15 protein-coding genes and 2 pseudogenes are annotated in these 21978 nt (G+C 42.4%); 14 read left to right on the top strand and 3 right to left on the bottom strand.

Annotated features, from left to right (window positions below; all coding sequences use genetic code 11):
* Window positions 1–462 precede the first annotated feature (462 nt).
* From IMCC3135_RS22425 to IMCC3135_RS22370, 11 genes are all read left to right on the top strand, one after another.
* Complete coding sequence (locus tag IMCC3135_RS22425; protein ID WP_088919622.1) at window positions 463–1779, top strand: hypothetical protein; 1317 nt, start codon at window positions 463–465, stop codon at window positions 1777–1779.
* Window positions 1776–3053 (top strand): glycosyltransferase, encoded by a 1278-nt coding sequence (locus tag IMCC3135_RS22420; protein WP_088919621.1) that lies wholly within the window; start codon window positions 1776–1778, stop codon window positions 3051–3053. The genes IMCC3135_RS22425 and IMCC3135_RS22420 overlap by 4 nt, the downstream gene beginning before the upstream one ends.
* A gap of 524 nt (window positions 3054–3577) precedes the next feature.
* A complete protein-coding gene (locus tag IMCC3135_RS22415; RefSeq protein ID WP_088919620.1) occupies window positions 3578–4756 on the top strand; it encodes a DegT/DnrJ/EryC1/StrS family aminotransferase in 1179 nt (392 codons plus the stop codon).
* A 92-nt stretch (window positions 4757–4848) separates the two neighbouring features.
* A complete protein-coding gene (locus tag IMCC3135_RS22410; RefSeq protein ID WP_088919619.1) occupies window positions 4849–5982 on the top strand; it encodes a hypothetical protein in 1134 nt (377 codons plus the stop codon).
* Window positions 5983–5993: 11 nt separating this feature from the next.
* Complete coding sequence (locus tag IMCC3135_RS22405; RefSeq protein WP_236994638.1) at window positions 5994–6638, top strand: sugar transferase; 645 nt, start codon at window positions 5994–5996, stop codon at window positions 6636–6638.
* 11 nt (window positions 6639–6649) lie between these two features.
* Window positions 6650–7798 carry a UDP-N-acetylglucosamine 2-epimerase gene (gene neuC / locus IMCC3135_RS22400; protein WP_157736199.1) on the top strand — a complete coding sequence of 383 codons (1149 nt, stop codon included), beginning with the start codon at window positions 6650–6652 and terminating at the stop codon, window positions 7796–7798.
* Window positions 7799–7915: 117 nt separating this feature from the next.
* On the top strand, window positions 7916–9019 hold the full coding sequence (gene neuB / locus IMCC3135_RS22395; RefSeq protein WP_236994637.1) for an N-acetylneuraminate synthase: 1104 nt from the start codon (window positions 7916–7918) through the stop codon (window positions 9017–9019).
* A gap of 1702 nt (window positions 9020–10721) precedes the next feature.
* Entirely contained in the window at window positions 10722–11957 is a 1236-nt protein-coding gene (locus IMCC3135_RS22385) for a hypothetical protein (protein WP_169727510.1), read from the top strand.
* Window positions 11958–11993: 36 nt separating this feature from the next.
* The gene (locus tag IMCC3135_RS22380; protein ID WP_157736197.1) at window positions 11994–12611 is read left to right on the top strand and encodes a phytanoyl-CoA dioxygenase family protein; all 618 of its coding nucleotides are present in this window, start codon (window positions 11994–11996) and stop codon (window positions 12609–12611) included.
* Window positions 12612–13488: 877 nt separating this feature from the next.
* On the top strand, window positions 13489–14193 hold the full coding sequence (locus IMCC3135_RS22375; RefSeq protein WP_088919614.1) for an acylneuraminate cytidylyltransferase family protein: 705 nt from the start codon (window positions 13489–13491) through the stop codon (window positions 14191–14193).
* Between the two features lie 319 nt (window positions 14194–14512).
* Complete coding sequence (locus tag IMCC3135_RS22370; protein WP_157736196.1) at window positions 14513–15448, top strand: NAD-dependent epimerase/dehydratase family protein; 936 nt, start codon at window positions 14513–14515, stop codon at window positions 15446–15448.
* Between the two features lie 189 nt (window positions 15449–15637).
* Here IMCC3135_RS22370 and IMCC3135_RS22365 read toward each other — a convergent pair.
* Both IMCC3135_RS22365 and IMCC3135_RS22360 read right to left on the bottom strand, forming a co-directional pair.
* Window positions 15638–15994 (bottom strand): annotated as a pseudogene (locus IMCC3135_RS22365) (integrase core domain-containing protein); the annotation flags it as partial.
* Between the two features lie 249 nt (window positions 15995–16243).
* A pseudogene (locus IMCC3135_RS22360) lies at window positions 16244–16507 on the bottom strand (transposase domain-containing protein); the annotation flags it as partial.
* A gap of 232 nt (window positions 16508–16739) precedes the next feature.
* Between IMCC3135_RS22360 and IMCC3135_RS22355 the strand changes: the two are divergent.
* Together IMCC3135_RS22355 and IMCC3135_RS22350 are read left to right on the top strand one after the other, a co-directional pair.
* Window positions 16740–18101, top strand: coding sequence for a transposase (locus IMCC3135_RS22355; protein WP_088919612.1), 1362 nt, complete (start codon window positions 16740–16742; stop codon window positions 18099–18101).
* A 303-nt stretch (window positions 18102–18404) separates the two neighbouring features.
* Complete coding sequence (locus tag IMCC3135_RS22350) at window positions 18405–18752, top strand: hypothetical protein (RefSeq protein WP_157736195.1); 348 nt, start codon at window positions 18405–18407, stop codon at window positions 18750–18752.
* Between the two features lie 453 nt (window positions 18753–19205).
* Here the strand turns inward: IMCC3135_RS22350 and IMCC3135_RS22345 are convergent, their stop codons facing one another.
* Window positions 19206–20438 (bottom strand): ISAzo13 family transposase, encoded by a 1233-nt coding sequence (locus IMCC3135_RS22345; protein ID WP_169727509.1) that lies wholly within the window; start codon window positions 20436–20438, stop codon window positions 19206–19208.
* Window positions 20439–21184: 746 nt separating this feature from the next.
* On the opposite strand from IMCC3135_RS22345, the gene IMCC3135_RS22330 reads away from it, so the two are divergent.
* Window positions 21185–21970 (top strand): reverse transcriptase domain-containing protein, encoded by a 786-nt coding sequence (locus IMCC3135_RS22330; RefSeq protein ID WP_088919609.1) that lies wholly within the window; start codon window positions 21185–21187, stop codon window positions 21968–21970.
* The last annotated feature ends 8 nt before the right edge of the window (window positions 21971–21978 follow it).

Here is a 21978-nt window from a genome sequence, read left to right as displayed (position 1 = left end):
ATAAGTGGATATGAGTATGGTTCTCGCCTAGATATGGTTGGCATATAAATTGTGCGATTAAGTGTCTTTGAAATGCTTTCGATCCACACAGCGTCTATTTACCACACTGCCAAGTCACTCTGCTCATGTATTTAGTGGTTTGTGTATTTATCGATTTTCTATGCGCTCTTCCAATGTGAGATTACATAGGTATTTATTAAAAATATCTATGACATTTTTTTTATCTACTAGCATTTTCACTTATGTCGCACGACAGAGTGAATTTAGATTTTTAATTGCAATTTTCGCATTGCTATTGTTTGCGGGAACGTTAAACTTTGGCATGGTGTGGTCGATTTTATTTGACATGGATGGCCAGGGACTGTCAGTCACAATTTACAGTGAAAAACAGTTGGCAGTTGTATAAACATAGTCAAAACTGACTAATCGAATTTGTCCGACCATGTTGATAAAATTAAAACAATGAAATTAATTATAAAACATACTTCAGTTCAGCAAGCTCAAAAAATATTTGAGATGAAGTTGTTCTTCGGATATTGCACAATATTTTACTTTATGCCATTTCTCATTTTTTCAATGATGGGGAACCCGCTAGAAAGGTATTTTGGGTCGAGACCATCATATATGGCTGGAATCGCTTATGTATTGTTCTGTGGATTGATTTTCTATATTACCCGAAATATATCTAGGGTAGAATTAAAGGTCAAATATAAAAAGGCTAAAAGTATACTCTTTGGTGTACATGGTTCTCTAATTTTTGCAGGAGCATTTTTTGCGATCTCATGTTGGTCTGCAATATATCTTGGTTCGAGCTTCAGGCAGGTTGGACAGGCTCTATCAGAAGTCGGCCTATTAGGGTATTTGCTTGTTATAGGTAAAATGTATGGTGGTGTCGCTATTTTAGTCAACTATAGATGTGTAATTGAGAGATCGGAAGTTTTTCCCCGCTCGCTAGCACTCGCACTTATAGCTTTATCTTTCTCAGTAAATACACAAGCAGCGATAGATGTGATTCTCGCAGCCGGTGCTTTCGTTGCTTGTACTCATTCATTCCGAAGAAAACTACCTGTCAGTCGAAGATTAGTCAAAAAGGCTAGTTTAATTCTGGCTCCAATACTCGTGTTAGCAGTATTCATTGCAGGAAAGTCAAACAAAATTGGATTCGAAGAGACTATGTATATAGTCACGGATATTGACTTATTAGCTGAAAATTTTGTAACTCGCCTTGGTTATCATTTTTATAGCGTCTCGACTCATGTCACTGAAAATATGTTCAATTTCACACTATCCTTTGAGGCGATTCGAGAGGTTTTCTCTGTCTTACTATTTAGGTTTGGGTCCTTAGTCGGTATGTCTGTTGAAAGGCCTGAGCTTGGAACTATTGCTAGGATGAATTTTATGCAATTTTCAGGCTTCTATGTAGACCGAATAGGTACTTCTCCATCAATGTTAGGTTCAATATTCTATTTCCCAGGTGCTGGAATAGCAATTGTCTATTACACCTATTTTATACGCTTCATTATTTATCTTTTCTGGCGTATTATGGGAGAGCTTCAAAATTCCTGGTTGTTCACAATACTAGCAATTTTAGTAATGACAGCAGCGGTTGACTCTTCGTTGGATGCATTGAACCCATTGAGTGTAGGTTTTATGAGGATATTATTTCTTATACTTGGTGGTAATTATATAATGCGTCGATTTAGTAACACTAGTAATTTGGTGATGCAACAAAGAGCATCTAATTTACGAAACATCGATAGAAAAAACGCACATAAATGAATATTTGGCTAACCCAAAGAGCAGAATCAACACCGCATGATGAGGGTTCTAGTCGGCGGTACATGCGGACTGGTCAGATGGCGGAATCTTTGTCTCGAAGCGGCCACAATATAATTTGGTGGACTGGCGATTATGACCATTATGGTCAAAATCAAAGAAAGTTTGGAGATGAAAATATCATTGTTAATGATAATTATTCTATTCAATACCTTGATGTGACTGGTTACACCAAATCGTTTTCATTGACTCGACTTCGTTACGATAGGAATGTGGGAGCACGCTTCCGTAGGTTAGCTGAATCATATAGCGACATGCCTGATTTAATTATTGCTTCTATGCCATCAGCTGATCTAGCGCTTGAATCGGTAAAGTTTGGTAAAGAGAGAGGTATTCCGGTTGTTATCGACGTAAGGGACCAGCATCCAGATGTATTCACATGGCTTGTGCCTAAGTTTGCTCGGCCATTTATGCCATTATTAACACTTCCAATGCGTCTAAAAGTTAAAGGCGCCTTAAGAGGTTGTAGCGCCATTTGGGGGATCACAGAGAATTTCGTGGACTGGGGAATTGAAATAGCTTGTCGGCAGAAAACAAGCTTTGATGTGGCGCTTCCGATGGCGTATAGATACCGAAAATTCCAAGAAGTTGAAAAAATGGAAGCTACTGAATACTGGGCGAATAAATCATTGTTAACACCCACTTCTTTGAATTGCATCTTTATTGGTACGCTTTCCGACAGTTTTAATTTTGAAACCATCTTTGAAGCTGCATCATTATTGGAGTCATGGGGCTCAGACGTAAAATTTGTATTTTGTGGTACTGGGACGCAATCAGATTATGTTGTGAGTGAGTGTAAGAGGCTTGAGAGTTGCGATTACACGGGATGGTTAAATGCTAAAGAGTTGCAGGCTGGAATGGAGAGGTCGGATGTAGGATTGGCGCCTTATGTTCAAGCATCTAATTATGTTGACAATATGCCAAATAAACCAGTTGAATATTTGTGTGGTGGGATTATAGTCGCGACAAGCTTGCAGGGGGGGAAAGTAAAAAATATTATAATTGATAATGGAGGCGGAATCGTATACAGCGATGCCAAATCTTTGGCTGTTCAATTACATCAGCTTTCAAAAGATAAAACGAAGCTAATAAGTATGAAAGAGAAAGCAGCAACCATATTTGTTAATAATTTCGATGCAGATACTCAAGAACGAATTATGTTAAAAGCAATTGACAATCTATTAATCAAGCATAAAGATATGACATCTACGAAGTAAATTATTACTAATTTATACGGTTAGTGGTACTTAATTGTAAAAGCTAATGGTGTGTTCGGACATTGTGCTATAAGTTTATAAGTTTATAAGTTTATAAGTTTATAAGTTTATAAGTTTATAAGTTTATAAGTTTATAAGTTTATAAGTTTATAAGTTTATAAGTTTATAAGTTTATAAGTTTATAAGTTTATAAGTTTATAAGTTGTATTTAGAGTATTTACAATTAAAAATACTAGTTGAGAATCACGTTTATTGAAGCTAATTTTGTCGACAACTTCCTAATTGAATGATGCAAATTGATGTGACAATGTTCGTGGTGTTTATTAAGCGATTCTACAGCGATACCTCTATACTTTTAAATTAAAATTATATTTATTATGATTATCAAAATATTTATTATTTTTTGGAGGGATGTGGCAAGCGAAATAAATATATCTTAATTGGTGGCTGTGTCTATCCATAAGATGCAATATTAATAATATTGAAATCTAATTTAAATTAAAAGTTAGGGAATATAGAGAAATATGTTAAACACTGATTTTGCTGATTGGCCGCTGTATACACAAGAGGAGTGTGATTCTGTAGTTAGTGTGCTCAAATCGAATCGCGTGAACTACTGGACTGGTGAGAAATGTCGTCGGTTCGAAGAGCAATATGCTGAGTTCGCACAATCCAAATACGCGATTTCGTTATCGAATGGCACGGTAGCCATCGAATTGGCATTGCGTGCACTCGATATTGGAGAAGGTGACGAGGTGATAGTGACACCCCGCTCTTACGTTGCGTCGGTGACGCCAGTATTCACTGTAGGCGCAAGCCCTATATTTGCAGATATTGATCTAAATTCCCAAAACATATCTGCTGACACAATTGCCGAAAAAATATCAAATAAAACAAAAGCTATAATCGTAGTGCATCTTGCGGGTCACCCTGCAGAGATGGATGAAATTGTAACTTTAGCTAAGAAAAATAATATTAGAATAATAGAAGATTGTGCTCAAGCTCACGGAGCTCAATATAAGGGTAAACCTGTAGGGAAATCGGGTGATATTGCCGCCTGGTCATTCTGCCAAGATAAAATAATTACTACGGGCGGCGAAGGTGGGATGGTTACTACAGATAACGAACAATATTGGAAATCTATGTGGGCTTACAAAGACCATGGAAAAAGCTTGGATGCAGTAATGGAGCCTAGGAAAAAGGAAAATGAATTTCGTTGGCTGCATGAATCTGTTGGCAGTAACTATCGAATGAGTGAGATGCAAGCCGCAATAGGTATAATACAATTAGGTCGAATGCAGAGTTGGCATAAAAAAAGATTAGATAATGCAAATGCAATATGGAGTGCATGTTCCGAAACTCGTTGGTTAGAAATACCTAAAGTCCCAAATTACGCTGAGCATGCGGCATACAAAGCATATGCTTTTATCGACTTTGAAGCGTTGCCGAGTGAATGGAATCGCAGTCAAATAATTGATGAATTTGTAAAGCGACGAGTCCCTGTTTCCAGTGGGGGATGTCCGGAGATATACAAAGAAAAACTGTTTGAAAATACTCAGTCAGTTCCTAAAGCACCTTTAGTAAATGCCGATAAGTTAGGTAAAACCAGTCTAATGTTTCTCGTTCACCCTACCTTGACTGAAAAGCAGGTAGCCATTACATGTGATGCAATAAAAGAAATAGACAAAATAATATTTGAATGATATCGCTGCGGAGAGCAAGTTAATGTAAATGCACATATATTTAATGTTATGTGTAAGTTTTATCAAGGCTGAGATAGAGACGTAGAAATAATATGGGTATGACGATTCAGAAACTCCACAAGAAGATCAAAGATAAGTTAGTTTCAATTAATTGGAATAAAAGTTGGAAGGAGGAGTCTGATAGTTTGGAAAAATTATCAATGTTAAGGGCGCGCTATCCACTTGATCCTGTCTATGATAGTTTTTTTCAACAAAAGGCCCAGATGCTTAACTCTAGTTTGTTGTTGAAAATAGCTCTGTGGTTTACTTCATTTTTGGCAACATTTTTTCTAATTGCCAAGTACTTATCAATATCATCAGGTAGGAAGTTGAAGGATTATGATGTTGCTTATTATTATTCTAAAGAAATATACCATAAAGATTATGAGCCTAATAAGAGCAAGGTGGATGTGCAATTAGACAAAGGCACATTATATTTACGCGATATTGTGTTTTTGATGCGTTGTTTGGTAATGGTTAGACTGGATTTTAGTTTGATTGCTATTGCTACGTTTAGAATCGCTCAGGCTAGGTATGCCATGGCAAGGTATGGCGTATCAGAATTGTGGGTGTCGATGGAGTATAGTGCAGCATGCGGTATTCTAAAAAAATATGGAGAAAATGAAGGGCTAAAGATAGTCAATTTTATGCATGGAGAAAAAGTATTAACAGCGCGAGATTCATTTTGTTCATTTGATGATTACTATGTGTGGACAGATCATCACGCTGATGTAGTGTCGAAATTATATTGTAAATCTAATATTAGTGTCCTAAACCCCTGGGAAGGTTTGGATTTAGGATGTGATTTTACTAAAATGTCAGTGTGTTACTTCTTGAAAGGAGGTGAATCGGAAGAAGAGTTGGAAGAACTTTGCATAGTCTTAGATTCTATGAAAAAAAATGGGCATTCAATATTTCTAAAAGAGCACCCAAGGCGCAAGACTGACTCTTATTTTGTGAATCAGTATAGTGTCGTGCCTGTGTCACGAGATATTTTGGAAGTATTTGGCGATTATCAATATATCGTAGCTCAGTACTCTACAGTGTTGTTGCAGGCATGGCTGCTTGGTAGGGAAGTAATTGTCGATGATGTTTCAAATCCATTGCTATTTGAATCTCTGAAAGATCGAAATTATATTTTTAGTAAATCGATGAAAAATACATGTAAATTATCAGAAATGATTTAATTTACATATAATTGTTAATTCGTAACAAATGTATTAATAATATATTTGTATTATTTATTATTTATTATTCATTAAATATTGAAATGTATAGAATATTTAAAAGACTTTTTGATCTTGTAGTGGCATTTTTGGTGCTGGTGTTCCTATTGTTTCCGATGTTAATTGTTGCTGTTGCAATTAAGGCAACCAGTCGAGGGAGCGTGCTGTACTGGTCGAAGCGCGTTGGTGAAAATGGTAAGTTTTTTTACATGCCAAAGTTTCGCACAATGCATGTCGGCACTCCGGAGGTTGCGACTGATATATTAAAAGACGCTAGTGCTCACGTTACTTGGTGTGGGCATTATTTGAGAAAATATAGTATCGATGAACTGCCTCAATTATATTCGATACTAAAAGGCGATATGAGTTTTGTCGGACCTCGTCCTGCTTTGCATAATCAGATATCTCTTATAGAGCTCAGAGACGATAAAAATGTAAGTCATCTGATTCCCGGTTTGACTGGCTTAGCGCAAATATCTGGTAGAGATACATTATCAGACGAGGCTAAAGTTGAATTAGATAGTGACTATCAAAAATCGGCATCAATGCTAAACGATGTTAAAATTATATTGGCTACAATACGTAAAACAGTTGCTATGGAGAACGTAAGCCATTGATTGGAGAGGGCGTGACAAATGTCAAGAATAGGAAAATACACTACGTAACTGGGAGCCGGGCAGATTTTGGTTTAATGAGAAGCACTCTCCTTTTGCTAAACAGTAAATCTGGTGTATCGATAAGTGTGCTGGTTACGGGTCAGCATACTAGTGCAGAATACGGAAATACTTTAAGTGAAGTATATGATAGTGGTCTTGAGGTAGGGTGCATTATTGATGTCGGGTTATCGGGTTCATCCGGCGGAGCCGAGATGGCCTCAGCAATTGGTACTGAAATAAGGGGCTTGACAGAGTATTGGCAGAAAAATCGACCTGAAGTAGTAGTTTTGCTAGGGGACCGAGGTGAAATGCTTGCTGCAGCTATAGCTGCGGTTCATTTGAATTTGCACGTTTGTCATATTCACGGAGGGGAGCGCTCTGGAACTGTTGACGAAAGTGTAAGACATGCAATATCGAAACTGAGTCACATTCATTTAGCTTCAAACGATGCGGCACGATTGAGGTTGATTAAAATGGGGGAGTTGGAAGAAGCTGTGTTCGTAGCAGGAGCGCCGGGTTTGGTTAATTTGGTGAAAAATAATATTAAATGTAGATCGATATTGTCTGATCAATACTTTGAAGGTAAAACTGGACTCGTCGCCCTTCTTGTATTTCATCCTGTTCTTCAGGTTCCAGAAAAAAGTCTTTTAGAGTTGCAGGTCACTTTAACTACATTGTCGAGTAAAAATATTAATGTAATAATACTGAGGCCCAATTCAGATTCTGGTGGTGCCTTAATGGATGAATACTTGAATAGTGTTTCTGATATAGAAAATCTATACATTATTCGACATTTAGAGCGTGAGCAGTATCTTGAAGTTCTTTACAATAGTGATTTATTGATTGGCAATTCATCCTCAGGCATAATCGAAGCAGCGACCTTGGGTACACCCGTTGTAAATATAGGTATAAGGCAAAAATTGCGCGATATCAGTGAGAATACTATTTCATATGAAGGGTGCGATATCGAGACGCTCTCTGTTGTTATCGATCAGGCATTGTGTTTAAAACCACCTTTCGTTAATGTATATGGGGATGGTTTTGCAGATGAGCGAATTTGTGAAATATTGATGAATCATGATTTGCCGAGTTGGATGTTAAATAAAAGCTTGACATATTAAAGACATGTAGCGGATGGCTGTTAATTGTATCTATAAAGCACACTGTACAACATTGATATTTATCATCATATTTGATGATCCGCAATAAATATATTTGAACGTCATAGGGTTGGAAAATTGGAATATAAAGTCAAAATTATTGGTGAAGCTGGTGTTAATCACAATGGTGATGAATCCGTAGCCATGGAGTTGATTGATACAGCAAAACAGTGCGATGTGGATGTAATCAAATTTCAGCTGTTCTCTTCCACTAAATTGGTAACGTACAGCGCTCCAAAAGCACGCTATCAGAACTCTTTAGGGTCGGAAGAACCTAGCCAATATGAAATGCTTAAAAAGCTAGAATTATCGTCCGCGTCGCATAGCAGGCTAAGAACTTATTGTGATGAGGTTGGGATAGATTATTTATCTACGGCCTTTGATGAAGATAACCTGATGTTTTTAGTAAAGGAGTTGGGTGTTAGATTCCTTAAAATACCATCGGGAGACTTAACGAATGCACCTCTTTTACTTCAGCATGCTTTGCTGTGTGAGGAATATTCCATTGAAAAAATGTATGTCTCAACTGGTATGGCTACTCTCGCTGATGTCGAAAGAGCTTTGGGTGTTATAGCATTCGGGTTTGTTGCCGGCAAAAATACGGTGCCTTCGCAATCTGCCTTCTATGAGGCGTATTGGTCGGATGAAGGGCAGGCGTATCTGAGAGATAAGGTCTGTTTGCTGCATTGCACAACAGAATACCCTTCGCCGATTAACGAAGTGAACTTGCGAGCTATGAACACCATGCAAGATGCATTTGATTTGCAGGTCGGTTTCTCAGATCACACTGAAGATGATATTGCTTCTATCGGCGCTATTGCAAGAGGGGCAAAAGTAATAGAAAAACACTTTACTTTAGATAGAAATATGGAAGGCCCAGATCATGCTGCATCGCTGGATGCGATACAGCTGAAACAATTTGTAAAATCCTTAAGAATGATAGAATTAGCATTGGGGAATTCAATAAAAGGTCCGACCAAGAGCGAGATTGGTAATATTACGGCTGCTCGAAGAAGTATTGTTGCAAATGGAATAATACAATTAGGTGAAAAATACTCTAGAGGTAATATAGCGCTGAAGCGTCCTGGGAATGGTATAAGTCCGTTTGAATATTGGAATGTTGTAGGTAAAAATTCGAATAAAGAATACACCGATGGTGATTTGATTTTACCAAGTGATTAATGAAAGAATGAAAAATGACAACATCGCACGATATAACTATTAGTATTATAAATTGACCTCATGAAGATGGCTGAATGTTTTTCTGGTGTTCAATAAAGTAAGGATAATATTGTGTGATATGTGACTATATTTTTAAATGTGTGTGCGTTATTTATAATAAATAAATAAAGTAATGTTGATATTTGGTGATGAGTTTGTTTTCTGAAAGAGCTAATATAAACTAATGTTATTTTTAAGGTATCATGTTTTTATACGTATAAAGTATTATTATTGAATATGCTTATAGTTCGATATATAATATTTTGGTAATATCTCATATACGAAATATTCTGTGTAACTTGTTGGATTGTTCGTTCGTTATGAGTTGTTCATAGTGATGAAATAACAGTATTTGATGATACGTAAATATTTAAAACCTATGTGCGCTGCATGATAGCTATAACCTGTATTGATGTGTGAAATAGATATATGTGGTGAGGCTGGTGCTAAGCTAGGGAATGGCAGACGAGATATTCGTTTGTTATCGATTTTGCGTGCAAGATACATATTTACCAGTGTGTTTTTGAGAAGTAGGTGTGAAGTACTGAAGTTGATAGCTCATATCAAGCATGAGCACGCAAATTAGATGGCGATTCTGCCCGAAGCTTTCTGTATTGGAATAGCGGTGGGCTTCCGTACGTCAATTAAGAGAGCTTTAACGTTTCAAGGCGCACGGAGAAAGCGATATCTGGAGAAAGGTTGCTGGGTTCACAAAGTGGGTTAGAAATTTTATAAGATTTTGGCATTTGTTTGGTATCAGAATTAATGCGTCGACAATGTAGGGTAGCGCATAGCTCGTCAAGGTTTAGACATTTAGTTTAAAGCTCCCAATGGGTGATCCGTTACCCCCCCCCCCTCTCGCCTTTTAGGCGACGGTTTGTCAGGTTGGCGAGTTAGAATAGCCTTTGAGTATGGGTAACTGTAAGCGTGGAAACCTTACGGCTTGAGATCTGAAATACAACTTGGTATGGATGATGGAGACAGAGATATCAGTTCGTCTTGGGAGGTGACGTTGAGGTCCGATGCCGGGAGCTTCTATGAGAGATTGCTATAAACTAGAGTATGGAGATACATGCGGGGTCCAATTAATCGTGACAATGTCCATACGTTGATCTCGATACCACCGAATGTGTCAGTTTCAAAGATGGCGCAATTATTGAGGAGAAAGAGTTAGCATAGGCTGCTCACGGAGTTCCGGTACTTGAAGAAGCGTTGGGGGCCAGCACCTTTGGGCTCGGGGGGAGGGGGCGTCAGCATCGGAAATGAAATAGACGAGATGTGGATGGAGTACATTAGAGCCAGAAGCCCCCTGAGTCGGACGACGATGTCAATGTTGTCTGGAGAGAACTACCATCCGCTGAGGGGCGAATCAACCCATCTTTCAACCCTAACAGGAAGCCACAGGCTTTAGCCGGTGTTCGTTCATATGCTGAAGTGTTGGTTAATTGAACGATTAAGAAGATTAGGCATAATCAAGCTACTCTGACTCAAGCCTCTGTGCTTCCGCGTAGCGTTTTTCTAATTTGATTTTTGTAAGTATAGAGATCACATTTTACAACCGCTTGTTAGTTTTTAGTAATGAAGTCTGTGATCAAGCGACTTAATGGTTATTAATAAATAGTGGGTGATAGTGTTTAATTTTCCTCGTGTTAAATTCGTCAAGATGGAAAGAGTGTTATTCGCGTTTAGTAAGATTTTGGGATTGTTAATAAGGCCGGTAATTATCTACCTACTTCTTAGGTACAATCATAAAGATCTTGCAACTGATTTTGCTCTGATTGTGACATCTGTTGCTTCAAGTTTTGTTATTCTGAATAACCAAAATTTTAGGGAAATATATCAGTATTTCATAGTTTCAAATAGATCGAAGGGTGGTAGGGGGTTAGGGGGGCGGTATTTATTACAGGAATATATTGAAGGAACAATAATACATATTGTTGTGTTTTTACCTGTTGCCGGTATATTTCTGTTTTTTTGGACGGAGAGGTTGGATTTGTTCCTTTCTTCAATGGTCCTGATGATTACTGAGAAATACTTTGACGAAGATCAAAGGATTCTTGTTTATAAAAAAAAATATTATGAATGGATAGCCAATTTTTCAGCGAGAGTAATCCTTCCGACACTTTTGTTCATAATATTTATAGTTACGTTTGATATTGATTCTGTATACATATATCCAATTGTCTCCGTGGTGTTCTTGTTGGTTTATATTGGCATTTTTCGTCGTCAATATGTTCGCGTTTTTACGGTTTGCATAGTTTGTTTTAGAAAAAGTGGTATTTGGTTATCAATTTTGCGTTACTGGCAAAAATATCAGAAAGAGTATTTTATGGCCCAGGTTTGGATCGTAATTACTGCGAATGTGATGTACGTGGACCGTTTTTTGGTGAGTAATGCCTGGCCGGATAAGTATGCAGAATACCTGTTGATAGTCAATTTGGCAAATATCATTGCTACATTTCATAATATGGGCTACGTCTCTTTCATGAAACCAAAGTTGATCGTACTTGAGGTGGATGTGTATAGGGCACAGTATTCAGCCCGTAATTTGATTATCCCGTTGTTATTATCTATTTTAGTATTGTTTGGTTATTTGGTATTGAATTTATTCTCATTGAGCATAGTGACATTTGATTATGAGGTGGTTTTTATGCTTGTTATGTTGTATTATATTCATGCAATTTCATTTGTGCCGAAAGAGTTAGCTTTTTGGAGAATTAGAAGAGAGCATCTTGTTGTAATTGACGGTTTGGTTGTTGTTGTACCAGTGGTATCCTGTTATTATTTATCGACTCAAATATTATCTATTGTGATTTCAGTCTTTGTTGCTGTTTTGTTACGGTTTGTTGTATTTTCTTTTTACTTTCGACATTTGGAAAAATTGAATGCAATCCGTTAGGTCGTTATATTAGACGTTTTGGCGAGTGAATTAATTATGAATAAAAAGCAGTTTTTATCTGCTATTGAGTGTGCAGGTCTGCGTGAACAATTCGACGTCCATGTAGGCTCTGGTAATATCAAAATATGGACCGACACGTCGGAGTCTGATGTTAGAGTTTTTCATGCAGAAAAAAAAATCCCCGTATTTCAAAAACTGTATGAAAGCTTGAAGGCGGAATACGTTGAGAGTTTTGGGTCAGAACCAGACTATTCATTTTTGTTAGTAAATAGAGTTGTTCCAAAGCAAGGTGGGTTGGGTTCTGGAGGTGGGTGGCATAGAGACTCTTGGTTTAATCAATGTAAGGTTTTTGCTTTTTTGTCTGATGTTGGAGAGAGTAATGGTCCGCTAGAATACATACCTGGATCTAATTCTTTGCTTAGAAAGGGCTGTGATATTTTGAAATATCGTAGAAGTCTGAGGGTTGCGGCGGGAGCTAATATTGAGGGTGTTCCTGTGCTGTTGAAAGCTGGTCAGGGGTTTTCCATGGATACTACTGTTATTCATCGAGGTAGGCCTATATTGGAAGGGGTAAGGTACGCTGCAACTCTGTATGCCTTCAATTTGGATTCTAGGCGATTAGTTAAATGCAAACAGAAATTTGCTGATTTATAATCTTAAATGCATGTCATGATATATATTGAATTGTGGTAGTTGTATTTTAGATTAGCGTATATGCAGATTGATTGATATGTCATATTCAACGGTTTGTAGTTAAGATATATGCATGGAAAGTAATAGAATTCACCAATGTCATATGCTGATCATAGAAATAATGTTGAGCAGTCCCCAATGAGGGACTAATGCCATGCTTTTAAGCGGCGTATCATCAGGATGCTGGTTTAGAATATAGAAAGACTCAACCTTGGAGGTAGTGTAGTCGGGGGGGGGGGGCTAAAATACTATTTGACATGGGTGATGAGGTCCAGATACTTGGGTCTAGGGAGGTGGTATTGTTTTCCGAGGCTCGCAACTTCTGCGATAAATATTGCTAGTAAAGTATAGCCGTAACAAGCGGGTTCAGCTAGTCGTGGTCATAACTGTATGGTGATTTCTATACCGCTGATCCATATCGCTGATCTCGTTTAGTATCACGGGCGGCGATATTTTAAAGGGAAAAAATTCGTCGCATAGGTTGCTTGTGAATTTTCAGTGCTTGAAGAAGCGTTGTTCAGAGCCTGTACCTATGAATTCTAATGATTTAGCGTAATGGGTTGTGGAAATGTAGGAATTAAATTGTAAATGGAATACATGAAAAATCATTAGTGCCGCCAGGTCGAATAACGATTGCTTTGTTATTTATAGTAAATTAAAATCTGCAGAACGGCATATTAATGCGGCGTTTGGCCAAAGCCGGAATCCAGTGGTTTTGACTGGTGGTCATTTGCATTTTAATTTTTACAAACCGAATTTTTATATGTTCGTTGATAATTGATTTTTTTTGCCAATTATTTGAATATATTTGAAAAAAATATTAAGGCTTCTGTATATAATGTCTGATGTGTTACTTTCTGGAAATATAAGAATTTTGGCAATCATTCCTGCTAGAGGAGGAAGTAAAAGACTGCCTGGGAAAAATACGATGCAACTACTTGGAAAGTCCCTGGTTGAGTGGTCCTTTGATGAAAGTCAGAAATCTAAATATTTGAGTATGACTATTATTTCATCTGACGATGAAAAAGTAAAAACTATTTGCGATTATAGAAATATGCCTTTCATTAATCGTGATACTTCTTTAGCTACAGATAGTGCTTCTAGTGTGAGCGTAGTGCTGAGTGTCTTGGACGAGCTTTCTTCATCTGGTGTCAATTTTGACTATTGTTGCCTTTTGCAGCCTACCTCACCACTTAGGCGTGCAGAGCATATTGATGAAGCTATCACTATGTTGAAAAATTCGAATAAAGACAGTATTGTTTCTGTATGTAGGAGTGACCCTGGATCACACTGGTTTGTAGAGCTCAAGAATGCAGGTCGATTTTCAGAAATAGTATCTTATGGTTGTGATCAGGATGGTCGGAACAATGAATATAGTCTTAATGGCGCTATATACGTTTCTAAAATATCTGTATTGCGTGAGCGTGAATCATTTTTTGGCCCTAATACTCTCGCGTATCCAATGCTGAAATCCGATTCGGTTGATATTGATACTTTTGACGATTTCAAACACGCAGAGGATTTGTTGAGTAAGATTTGCTGATCTAATAAATGGAAGAGTATTTATATCGATTCTCAACTATTTTGAGTGTGGCTTATAATGTCTTAATTTAATTCATATTCCTAAGTGCGGAAATCAACAATCTTGACTCAAAAGAAGGGGCTCTCGATCTCGAGATGTAGTAAAACGTTGAAATCAGAAGAGTGTTGTATTCTGAATGCTTAGATTTGGGACAGGGAAATGTAGTTACTACAATGCCTGTTTGAAAAGCTTGCGGTAATATTTTTCAGAAGGTTCTGGTATTCGGCAAAAATATCTGCTATCAAAATCAAATTATTTAGGAATAATAAAGGCTAAACGATTGCGAATTCTAATTACAGGCGCGGATGGGTTTGTTGGAGGGAGTATTCTCAGGGCTGCTATTGAGGCTGGTTACGAAGCAAGAGGATCAGTTAGGAAACAAAAAGATACTACCATGTCGCCTTTATATGTTGAAACTGGTGATTTAGTAGATATACAAGATTGGGGTCATTTGCTCCGAAATGTTGATGTAATCGTTCACGCGGCTGGTGCGGTTCATTCTCAAAACGTAGCATCTGGCGACGCTGAAAATTTCTACAATCAAGTGAATTTCGAAACGACTATGAAAATGGCGCATGCCGCGTCTAAATCAGGTATTCGTAAATTTATTTTCCTAAGCTCTGCTAGTGTCTATGGTGCAAATAACGGACACGGACTTGTTGATGAAGAAACCGAAGTAAGTCCTAGTGGTTTCTATGGCGCTTCAAAGCGAAAGGCTGAAATCGCCCTCTCAACACTTGCGGATTCAGGGTCTATGGAGATTGTAATACTTAGGCCGGCAATGATATTTGGTACCAACTGCCCTGGAAATTTTCCGAGATTGGTAAAACTGGTGAAGCTTGGCCTCCCTCTACCATTTGCCGGTTTAGATGGCCTGCGCACTTTTTTGCATGTAGATGACTTAAACAATTTACTTTTAAGTATCTTTCAAGAATCTGTCGGGCCTAGTGGTATTTACAACGTAGCGTCCGCTGATACTTTATCTCTCGTACGTACATGCGAAGGTATTGCAAAAGGAGTTGGACGTCCCTTGAAAATATTCAATATTTCCAAGAAATTACTTTTCATCGGAGGACCATTTTCTCGTGTCTCAGACGTTATGAAAAAACTGGATGATTCGCTAATTATGTCAGTTAAGAAAGCAGAAGCAGATTTTTCCTGGACCGCATCAACAGAAACTTACAAAAAAATAGTGGAAGTAGCAAATACAATTTAATTTGCGCCCAAACATAGTCTCTCAAGAGTGGAAAGTTTGAGCACTGTTTCCCGTTCCAGACAGCCGCCAGAAATCAGAGTGATTCAACCGTCTCATGACGCGCTCTTCTGCCGTTCCCGTTCAAGCTTTATGGACAGCTTTGATCGCTCTATGCCTAGCGGAGTTTGTCAAGATAGTTGCAGCATTTATCTACGCTGCTTCTTTCATTTTATCCTCTGGTTTATCCGGGTTGAGAACCATGGTTTCCGGTCTCTCCCAGTTCCTTGTGTCACCACTCCAGCGTGATGGATTCGCTGCCTTGGCTCGGCGATAGACTTCATCACGCTCTGCCAGTATTTTGATATCTTCACCACGATGTCGCTGGGCAGGCGTGACGAACTTGATGGCGCTGTGCTTGTGTTCCTCGTTATACCAAAGAACGAATTGAGCACACCATTCCCGTGCGTCTTCCAGACTTCCAAATCCATCAAAAGGAAAATCCGGACGGTACTTCGTGGTCTTGAATAACGCTTCGGAGAGAGCATTGTCGTTGCTTACACGTGGCCGACTGTAGGTAAGCGGTCATTTGAGGGCGTATAGCCTTCTTGCGAGTATTCTGGTACGGCAAGCGCAATTGAGCCTCGCCAGATACGATCATTCGTAAGCGGTCATTTGAGGGCGTATAGCCTTCTTGCGAGTATTCTGGTACGGCAAGCGCAATTGAGCCTCGCCAGATACGATCATTCAGCGCACGACGACTCTGCCGGATAAGCATCATGGATTCGATTGCGGGTAGCTTTTGACTTTCTGCGGGGTTCAGCCGGAGTCGTAGATGTCCGATCTCAGCGGATTATCTGCAAAGTGCTCCTTCCACAATCGTGGCGTGAGCTCTTCCACCCGACTTGCCGGATGAATACTGACTCGCTGCAGCACGTCTACCAGATAGGTGTACGGGTTGATGCCTTGTAGACGACAGGTTGCAATCAGGCTCTGGATCAATCCAACGTGTTCTGCCCCTAGCTCTGTCCAACAGAAGAGCCAATTTTTCTTTCCCATGGGAATACATCGCAGACCACGCTCCCCCCTCTGTCAGGATTGTTGCAGCCTCTCACTGAGAGAATTCTTATACTATAGAGAGGGCGAGACAGAGGTCAATGATGGGATACTCCCAAGAACGTAAAGAGTCAGCAGTTCCCGGCGAGTTGACAAACCTCGCCAGATCAACGTTGTAGCGGACCTTGGCTACTAGCTTTTCGTAATCTGCCGACTACGCTTTTCACATCTGTTTGTTGATGATGTTGAGTTGTAGCCCATGGCAGCCCCGTTTGCTCGTTTCCGCCCGGACGTTTCAATGCCCGGTTTGTTGACCACTGTTCGCACCGCCTTTGACAAAGTCAATGATAAGCGCAGGCAGGCCAGTGTCCAGTATTCGATGTCCGATTCGCTGATGGCTGGACTGGCGATCTTTTCACTCAAGTACCCCTCCTTATTGATGTTCGATCAGCATGCCCGTTCCAGCGAGCCTGTCTCGAACCACAATCTGCGCACCTTGTTCGGGTTGAGCCAAGTCCCCTGTGATTCTCAGATGCGCGCGATTCTCGATCCGGTCAATCCGAGCGAGTTGCGAGGCGCCTTTCGTGCCATTCACAGTGGCCTGCAGCGCAGCAACTCGCTCAAGGACTTCCAGTTGTTCAACGGCAAATTGTTGCTCTCGATAGACGGCACAGGCACTTTCTCATCCACTCGCATCAGCTGCAAGCACTGCTGCGTGAAAAAGCCCAAACGCAACCAGAAGTCTGATGAAGGATCAGAGTTCTACCATCAGATGCTCGGTGCCGTGATCGTTCATCCCGAACGCAGCACGGTGCTGCCACTGGATTTCGAGCCTATCACTCGTGCCGATGGCTCGAACAAGAATGACTGCGAACGCAATGCGGGTAAGCGCCTGATTGCCAGTCTTGCCGCTCAGTACCCCAAGCGTGGTTTCATTGTGATCGAAGATGCACTGGCTGCTAACGGGCCGCACTTAAAGACATTGATCGAACACCGGATGGACTTTATCATCGTTGCCAAACCCGGCTCTAACGCCGCACTTTTCGAGACGCTGGATCAGCGCATGAAGCAAGGGGAGTTGCAGGCGTGGGAAACAGTGGATGAGAAGACGGGCCTGCTTCGTGGTTATCGCATCTGCGAGCAAGTTCCCTTGAACAACACTCACACTGAGCTGCTGGTCAATTGTCTGGAGTACTACGAGATTGATCGACAGGGCAAGGAGCATAACTGGCAGTGGATCAGCAGCCTGCAGATCACCCCTGAGAACGCCGAGCAGATCATGCGCGCCGGACGCGCGCGATGGAAGATCGAGAATGAGACATTCAACGCAGCCAAGAACCAGGGCTATCACATGGGGCATTCCTACGGCCACGGAAAGCAGTACCTCTCCAGTGTGCTCGGTGGATTGATGTTCCTGGCTTTTCTGATCGATCAGGTCCAGGAGAGCTTCTGCCGGGTTTTCGGCGAAATCCGCATACATCACAAATCACGCCGGAACCTGTGGGAACGCCTGCGCGCCGCCTTTACCACCGTCAAAGCCTCCGAATGGGAGGGGTTCATGCGTTTTTGGCATAAGCCAGGCGACTTTGCCTTCGAGATACCTTCTGATCGGCCAACATAGGTCGGCTCATCTTACTGCCCACACTCCACACACCAACTTTAGGCCTACCGCACGTTCCTCCACATCTGATCACTCATGCCAATTCGCGGTAGGCCCATCGGTGCCTGCAATAAATTGGTAACCAGTTTTACATTACAATACAACTACGGTACTTGTTCGCCGGGAATTGCTGGTAAAGAGTCAGTGTTGAAGAAGATGTTGCCACCTGACAACATGTCGATTACAGCATTGTCAAAGCAAGAAGGCATATCAGAGCCGACACTGTACAACTGGCGTAAGGAAGCCAGAGCACAGGGAAGGCTGATGCCTGATTCGGATAACACACCGAACGGTTGGACATCGCGGGATAAGTTTGCAGTGGTGATGGAAACCGCTGCAATGAACCAGGCTGAGATCGCTGGCTACTGCCGTGAGAAGGGCATCTTTGTTGAGCAATTGACGCAGTGGCGCGCCGCTTGTGAGCAGGCTAATGATTGGAGTCAAGCCAGTGAAAAGGAGCTCAAGAGCGCGACTAAGGCGGATCGCAAGAAGGTAGCAGAACTAGAGAAGGAGCTTGTCCGAAAGGAAAAAGCCCTGGCGGAGGCAGCGGCATTGCTGATTTTGCGAAAAAAGTTCAATGCGTTGTTCGAGGAGCCCGAGGACGGGAAGTGAGTCTCGAGCAACGTCAGAAGACTATCACCCTGATTGATGAGGCTCGTGCCGCTGGTGCTCGCTTGAACGAGTCTTGTCAGACAGTGGAGATCCACCCAGCCACCTACCGGCGATGGCAGCACGATGGGCAAGTGATTTGCGATCGCCGAGCAATGGCCGAGCGGCCCGTGCCAAGCAACAAGTTCAGCGAGTTCGAACGTGAAAGGATCTATCTGACGTGCGACCTGCCCCAGTTCCAGAGTTTGCCACCGAGTCAGATCGTACCAACACTGGCAGATCAAGGGTTGTATTATGGCAGTGAATCAAGCTTCTATCGCTTTCTGCGTCATGCAAACCGTCAGCATGATCGCGGGCGTGCAAAGCCTCGTCAGAAGAGATCCAAGCCGGAGGAATATCGTACGACCGGGCCTAAGGGCCTGTGCATAAATAACTATTCAATTACACAGAGTTGCATTATTCCCGTGGTTTTATCGTGTAGTTCCACTCGCCATGGAATTTGTGGGGGTGCAGGTTGATTGACTCCATTTCTTCGTCCGTTACCTTGCGCCCTTTCTCGTAGGTGTTTGTGTCAAGCTCACAGCGTACTTCTAGTCCTTGTTCTGTCTTCGTCGCTCCGATCAGCTCGATTACCGTGCGATAATCGTACAACGGCTTGCCGCGCCAGTTCATGGTGATAAAGCTGAAGAGTCGGTGCTCGATTCGATTCCATTTGCTCGTGCCCGGCGGAAAGTGGCTGACGCTGATTGATCGACCCAGCTCGTCACTGAGCCCCTGAAGTTCAAGCTTCCAGAGCCGGCTGCGGTAACCGTTACTGCCCCCGCAGTCGGCGGTGATAAAAATCTCGCGCGCCGATCCGTAACGTGCCTTGCCGGATGTCTGCCACCAGCGGCGGATGCTTTGCACCGCAAACTCGGCCGTGTCCGCACTGATCCCGACGTTCACCCAGGCGTCGTTGTCCGCGATGTCGTAAACGCCGTACGGAGCCACCCTGCCAAGCTCACCCTTGAAATCGTGGGTCTTGACCTTCTCCGGCTCACCTTTGGGGCGATATTCTTGGCCGCCGTTCTTGAAGGCTCCGACAAGCTCCTTCTTTTTCGTGTCTACCGACAGCGCAGGCTGTGCAGCCTTTATGTGTCGCTTGCTCTGTTTGGCGATATATAGAAATTGCGCGTTGCGGTCTGGATGCTGAGCTCCTTCGATCGTTTTTGCGTTGCCTTGCAAAGAGTAGCCCAACTGTTTGAGCAGCGTCGACACGCTCCGGAAACTCACTGAATGCCCTGCCGCGCCAAGCTCGTTTGCGAGCACCCGCACGCTCTTGGTCGTCCAACGCAGCGGCGACTGTGGATCGCCGCGTGTGCCCGGCTCCACAAGCGACTCCAGAGCACCGAGCAGTTCGGGGTCTTCGGCAAGTTTCGAGGGGCGTCCGGCACCCGGACGACGAACTCGACGCGGAGACTCAATCGCGCCGCCGTTGCGCTCCATCAGCTCGGCGATGCCGCTACGTATAGTAGGCATCGATAGGGCGCTTGCTTCGTGAACGATCGTGATGCCGCCGTGACCCAATGCCATCGCCTCGGTGGCAGCCCATTCGCGCCGGCCTCGTTCGTCGAGTGAGAGAAGGATTTGCGAATATTTCAAACCAATTTTATCTACGAGACGCTTGCGCGACAATTCTTCTCTGCTCATGTGCTGAGCGTAGCAGATATTCTTATAATTTGAATATTAATATTTGCACAGACCCTAACCAGTGCTGGTGTTGGGATGTCAGCTGGCGTACGCCTGGAATCCGAGGCGAGCAGGATGCTCAAACAGGATCACGAGTTTGACTGGAATGTTGGCATTGAAAACTAGGATAGCCCTCGATGTCAGCCTCTTCGAGTGTAACGAGGATGAGTCTGAGCGGCAGTGACCGGTGGTGTGCCCATCGGGTGATGTAGTCCGCTGACAAAGGGGGTTGAGGCAAAGATCATGACGCCAAGATGACTTTCGAGACTAAGTGTAGAAAGGTTGAAGAACATGAATCCATTAATTCGTCTCTGCGGGTTGAAACGTCGCCACGGTGAAAATGATCTGTTACGCCGTGCAGGAATTCTGAACTGCTACAGCCAGCCTCAGTTCAGGCGAATGACGGGGCCAAGTTATTTGGCCGCTCACGGTGTTGTGTCTGCTACACACATTGCAGCACAGCTTCCTGCCGACTTGCGGAAAGCAAGGACAAAGAGTGCGATGGACAGCCGACCCTACATGTTGAGTCCAGTCAAGCAAACCAGGGAAGCTCGGTATGGGATGCCAAGGGGGCACGACCCTGATGCCCTGCCGAGTGGCGGAGCTTCCGTAGTAGTCCGAGGTGGGGAAAGCCCACTACATGGCAAAGGGAAGCAGTTCAAGCATGTTTGTGTTTTACATTAATCGACCCAGTGAGGTGAAGACCTTTGATAATCGGTGACCTACAACGCAAACTCGCTACATGGACAGCAACGGATTCGACTCGACGAGTTGATCGGTTGTTGCGCCTGATTGCAGAGCACGACTGGCTTACAGAAGCGGCTAGAATCACGCTGTCATCATCTGGCTCTAAAACGCCTGGCGTGGACGGCATGACCAAGCAGCATCTGGGGCCAGATGTACTTCCTGACTTTCTGGAGCACATCCGTGAGGATCTGCTCTCAGAGAAGTACCTACCTGCCCCAGCACGAAGGATCTATATCCCGAAGGCTAATGGCAAACGACGACCACTGGGCATCGCGACGTTGCGCGATCGGATTGTGCAACGGGCGATGCTAATGGCCATGGATCCTATCTGGGAGAATGATTTTCACAGTCTCTCATACGGGTTCCGACCGGAACGAAGTGTTCACCATGCTATCCGTACTGTGAAATTGCAGCTAACGGACAATGCTGACACAAGTGGCCGGTGGGTTATAGAGGGAGACCTCGCCAGTTACTTTGATACAGTGCATCATAGGCTCTTGATGAAATCTGTCCGCAAACGTATTCGGGACACTCGTTTCATGTCCCTGTTGTGGAGGTTCATCAAAGCGGGGCACGTAGACGCCGGACTTTTCTGTGCGGCCAGCGAAGGAGTCGCGCAGGGAGGCGTCCTTACGCTACCAACAAAAGAGCAAAAACCGGCGTACACTGGGGTATCCGCATTGGCAGAGCGTGTCTCAGCGGTCATTTCAAAGGCAATACAGAAGCGCACATTGAGCTGTTTGTAGCCATTGAT

Source organism: Granulosicoccus antarcticus IMCC3135 (genome assembly GCF_002215215.1).
In the GTDB taxonomy this organism is placed as follows: domain Bacteria; phylum Pseudomonadota; class Gammaproteobacteria; order Granulosicoccales; family Granulosicoccaceae; genus Granulosicoccus; species Granulosicoccus antarcticus.
This window is presented reverse-complemented; position numbering and strand designations above follow the sequence as displayed.

Bases quoted from the DNA above. Each gene is read 5' to 3' on its own strand.
- IMCC3135_RS22410 (WP_088919619.1), top strand. From the start codon at position 4,849: ATGGGTATGACGATTCAGAAACTCCACAAGAAGATCAAAGATAAGTTA.
- IMCC3135_RS22345 (WP_169727509.1), bottom strand. From the start codon at position 20,438: ATGAGCAGAGAAGAATTGTCGCGCAAGCGTCTCGTAGATAAAATTGGT.
- IMCC3135_RS22415 (WP_088919620.1), top strand. From the start codon at position 3,578: ATGTTAAACACTGATTTTGCTGATTGGCCGCTGTATACACAAGAGGAG.
- IMCC3135_RS22425 (WP_088919622.1), top strand. From the start codon at position 463: ATGAAATTAATTATAAAACATACTTCAGTTCAGCAAGCTCAAAAAATA.
- IMCC3135_RS22420 (WP_088919621.1), top strand. From the start codon at position 1,776: ATGAATATTTGGCTAACCCAAAGAGCAGAATCAACACCGCATGATGAG.
- IMCC3135_RS22380 (WP_157736197.1), top strand. From the start codon at position 11,994: ATGAATAAAAAGCAGTTTTTATCTGCTATTGAGTGTGCAGGTCTGCGT.
- IMCC3135_RS22355 (WP_088919612.1), top strand. From the start codon at position 16,740: ATGGCAGCCCCGTTTGCTCGTTTCCGCCCGGACGTTTCAATGCCCGGT.
- IMCC3135_RS22375 (WP_088919614.1), top strand. From the start codon at position 13,489: ATGTCTGATGTGTTACTTTCTGGAAATATAAGAATTTTGGCAATCATT.
- IMCC3135_RS22385 (WP_169727510.1), top strand. From the start codon at position 10,722: ATGGAAAGAGTGTTATTCGCGTTTAGTAAGATTTTGGGATTGTTAATA.
- IMCC3135_RS22350 (WP_157736195.1), top strand. From the start codon at position 18,405: ATGCCTGATTCGGATAACACACCGAACGGTTGGACATCGCGGGATAAG.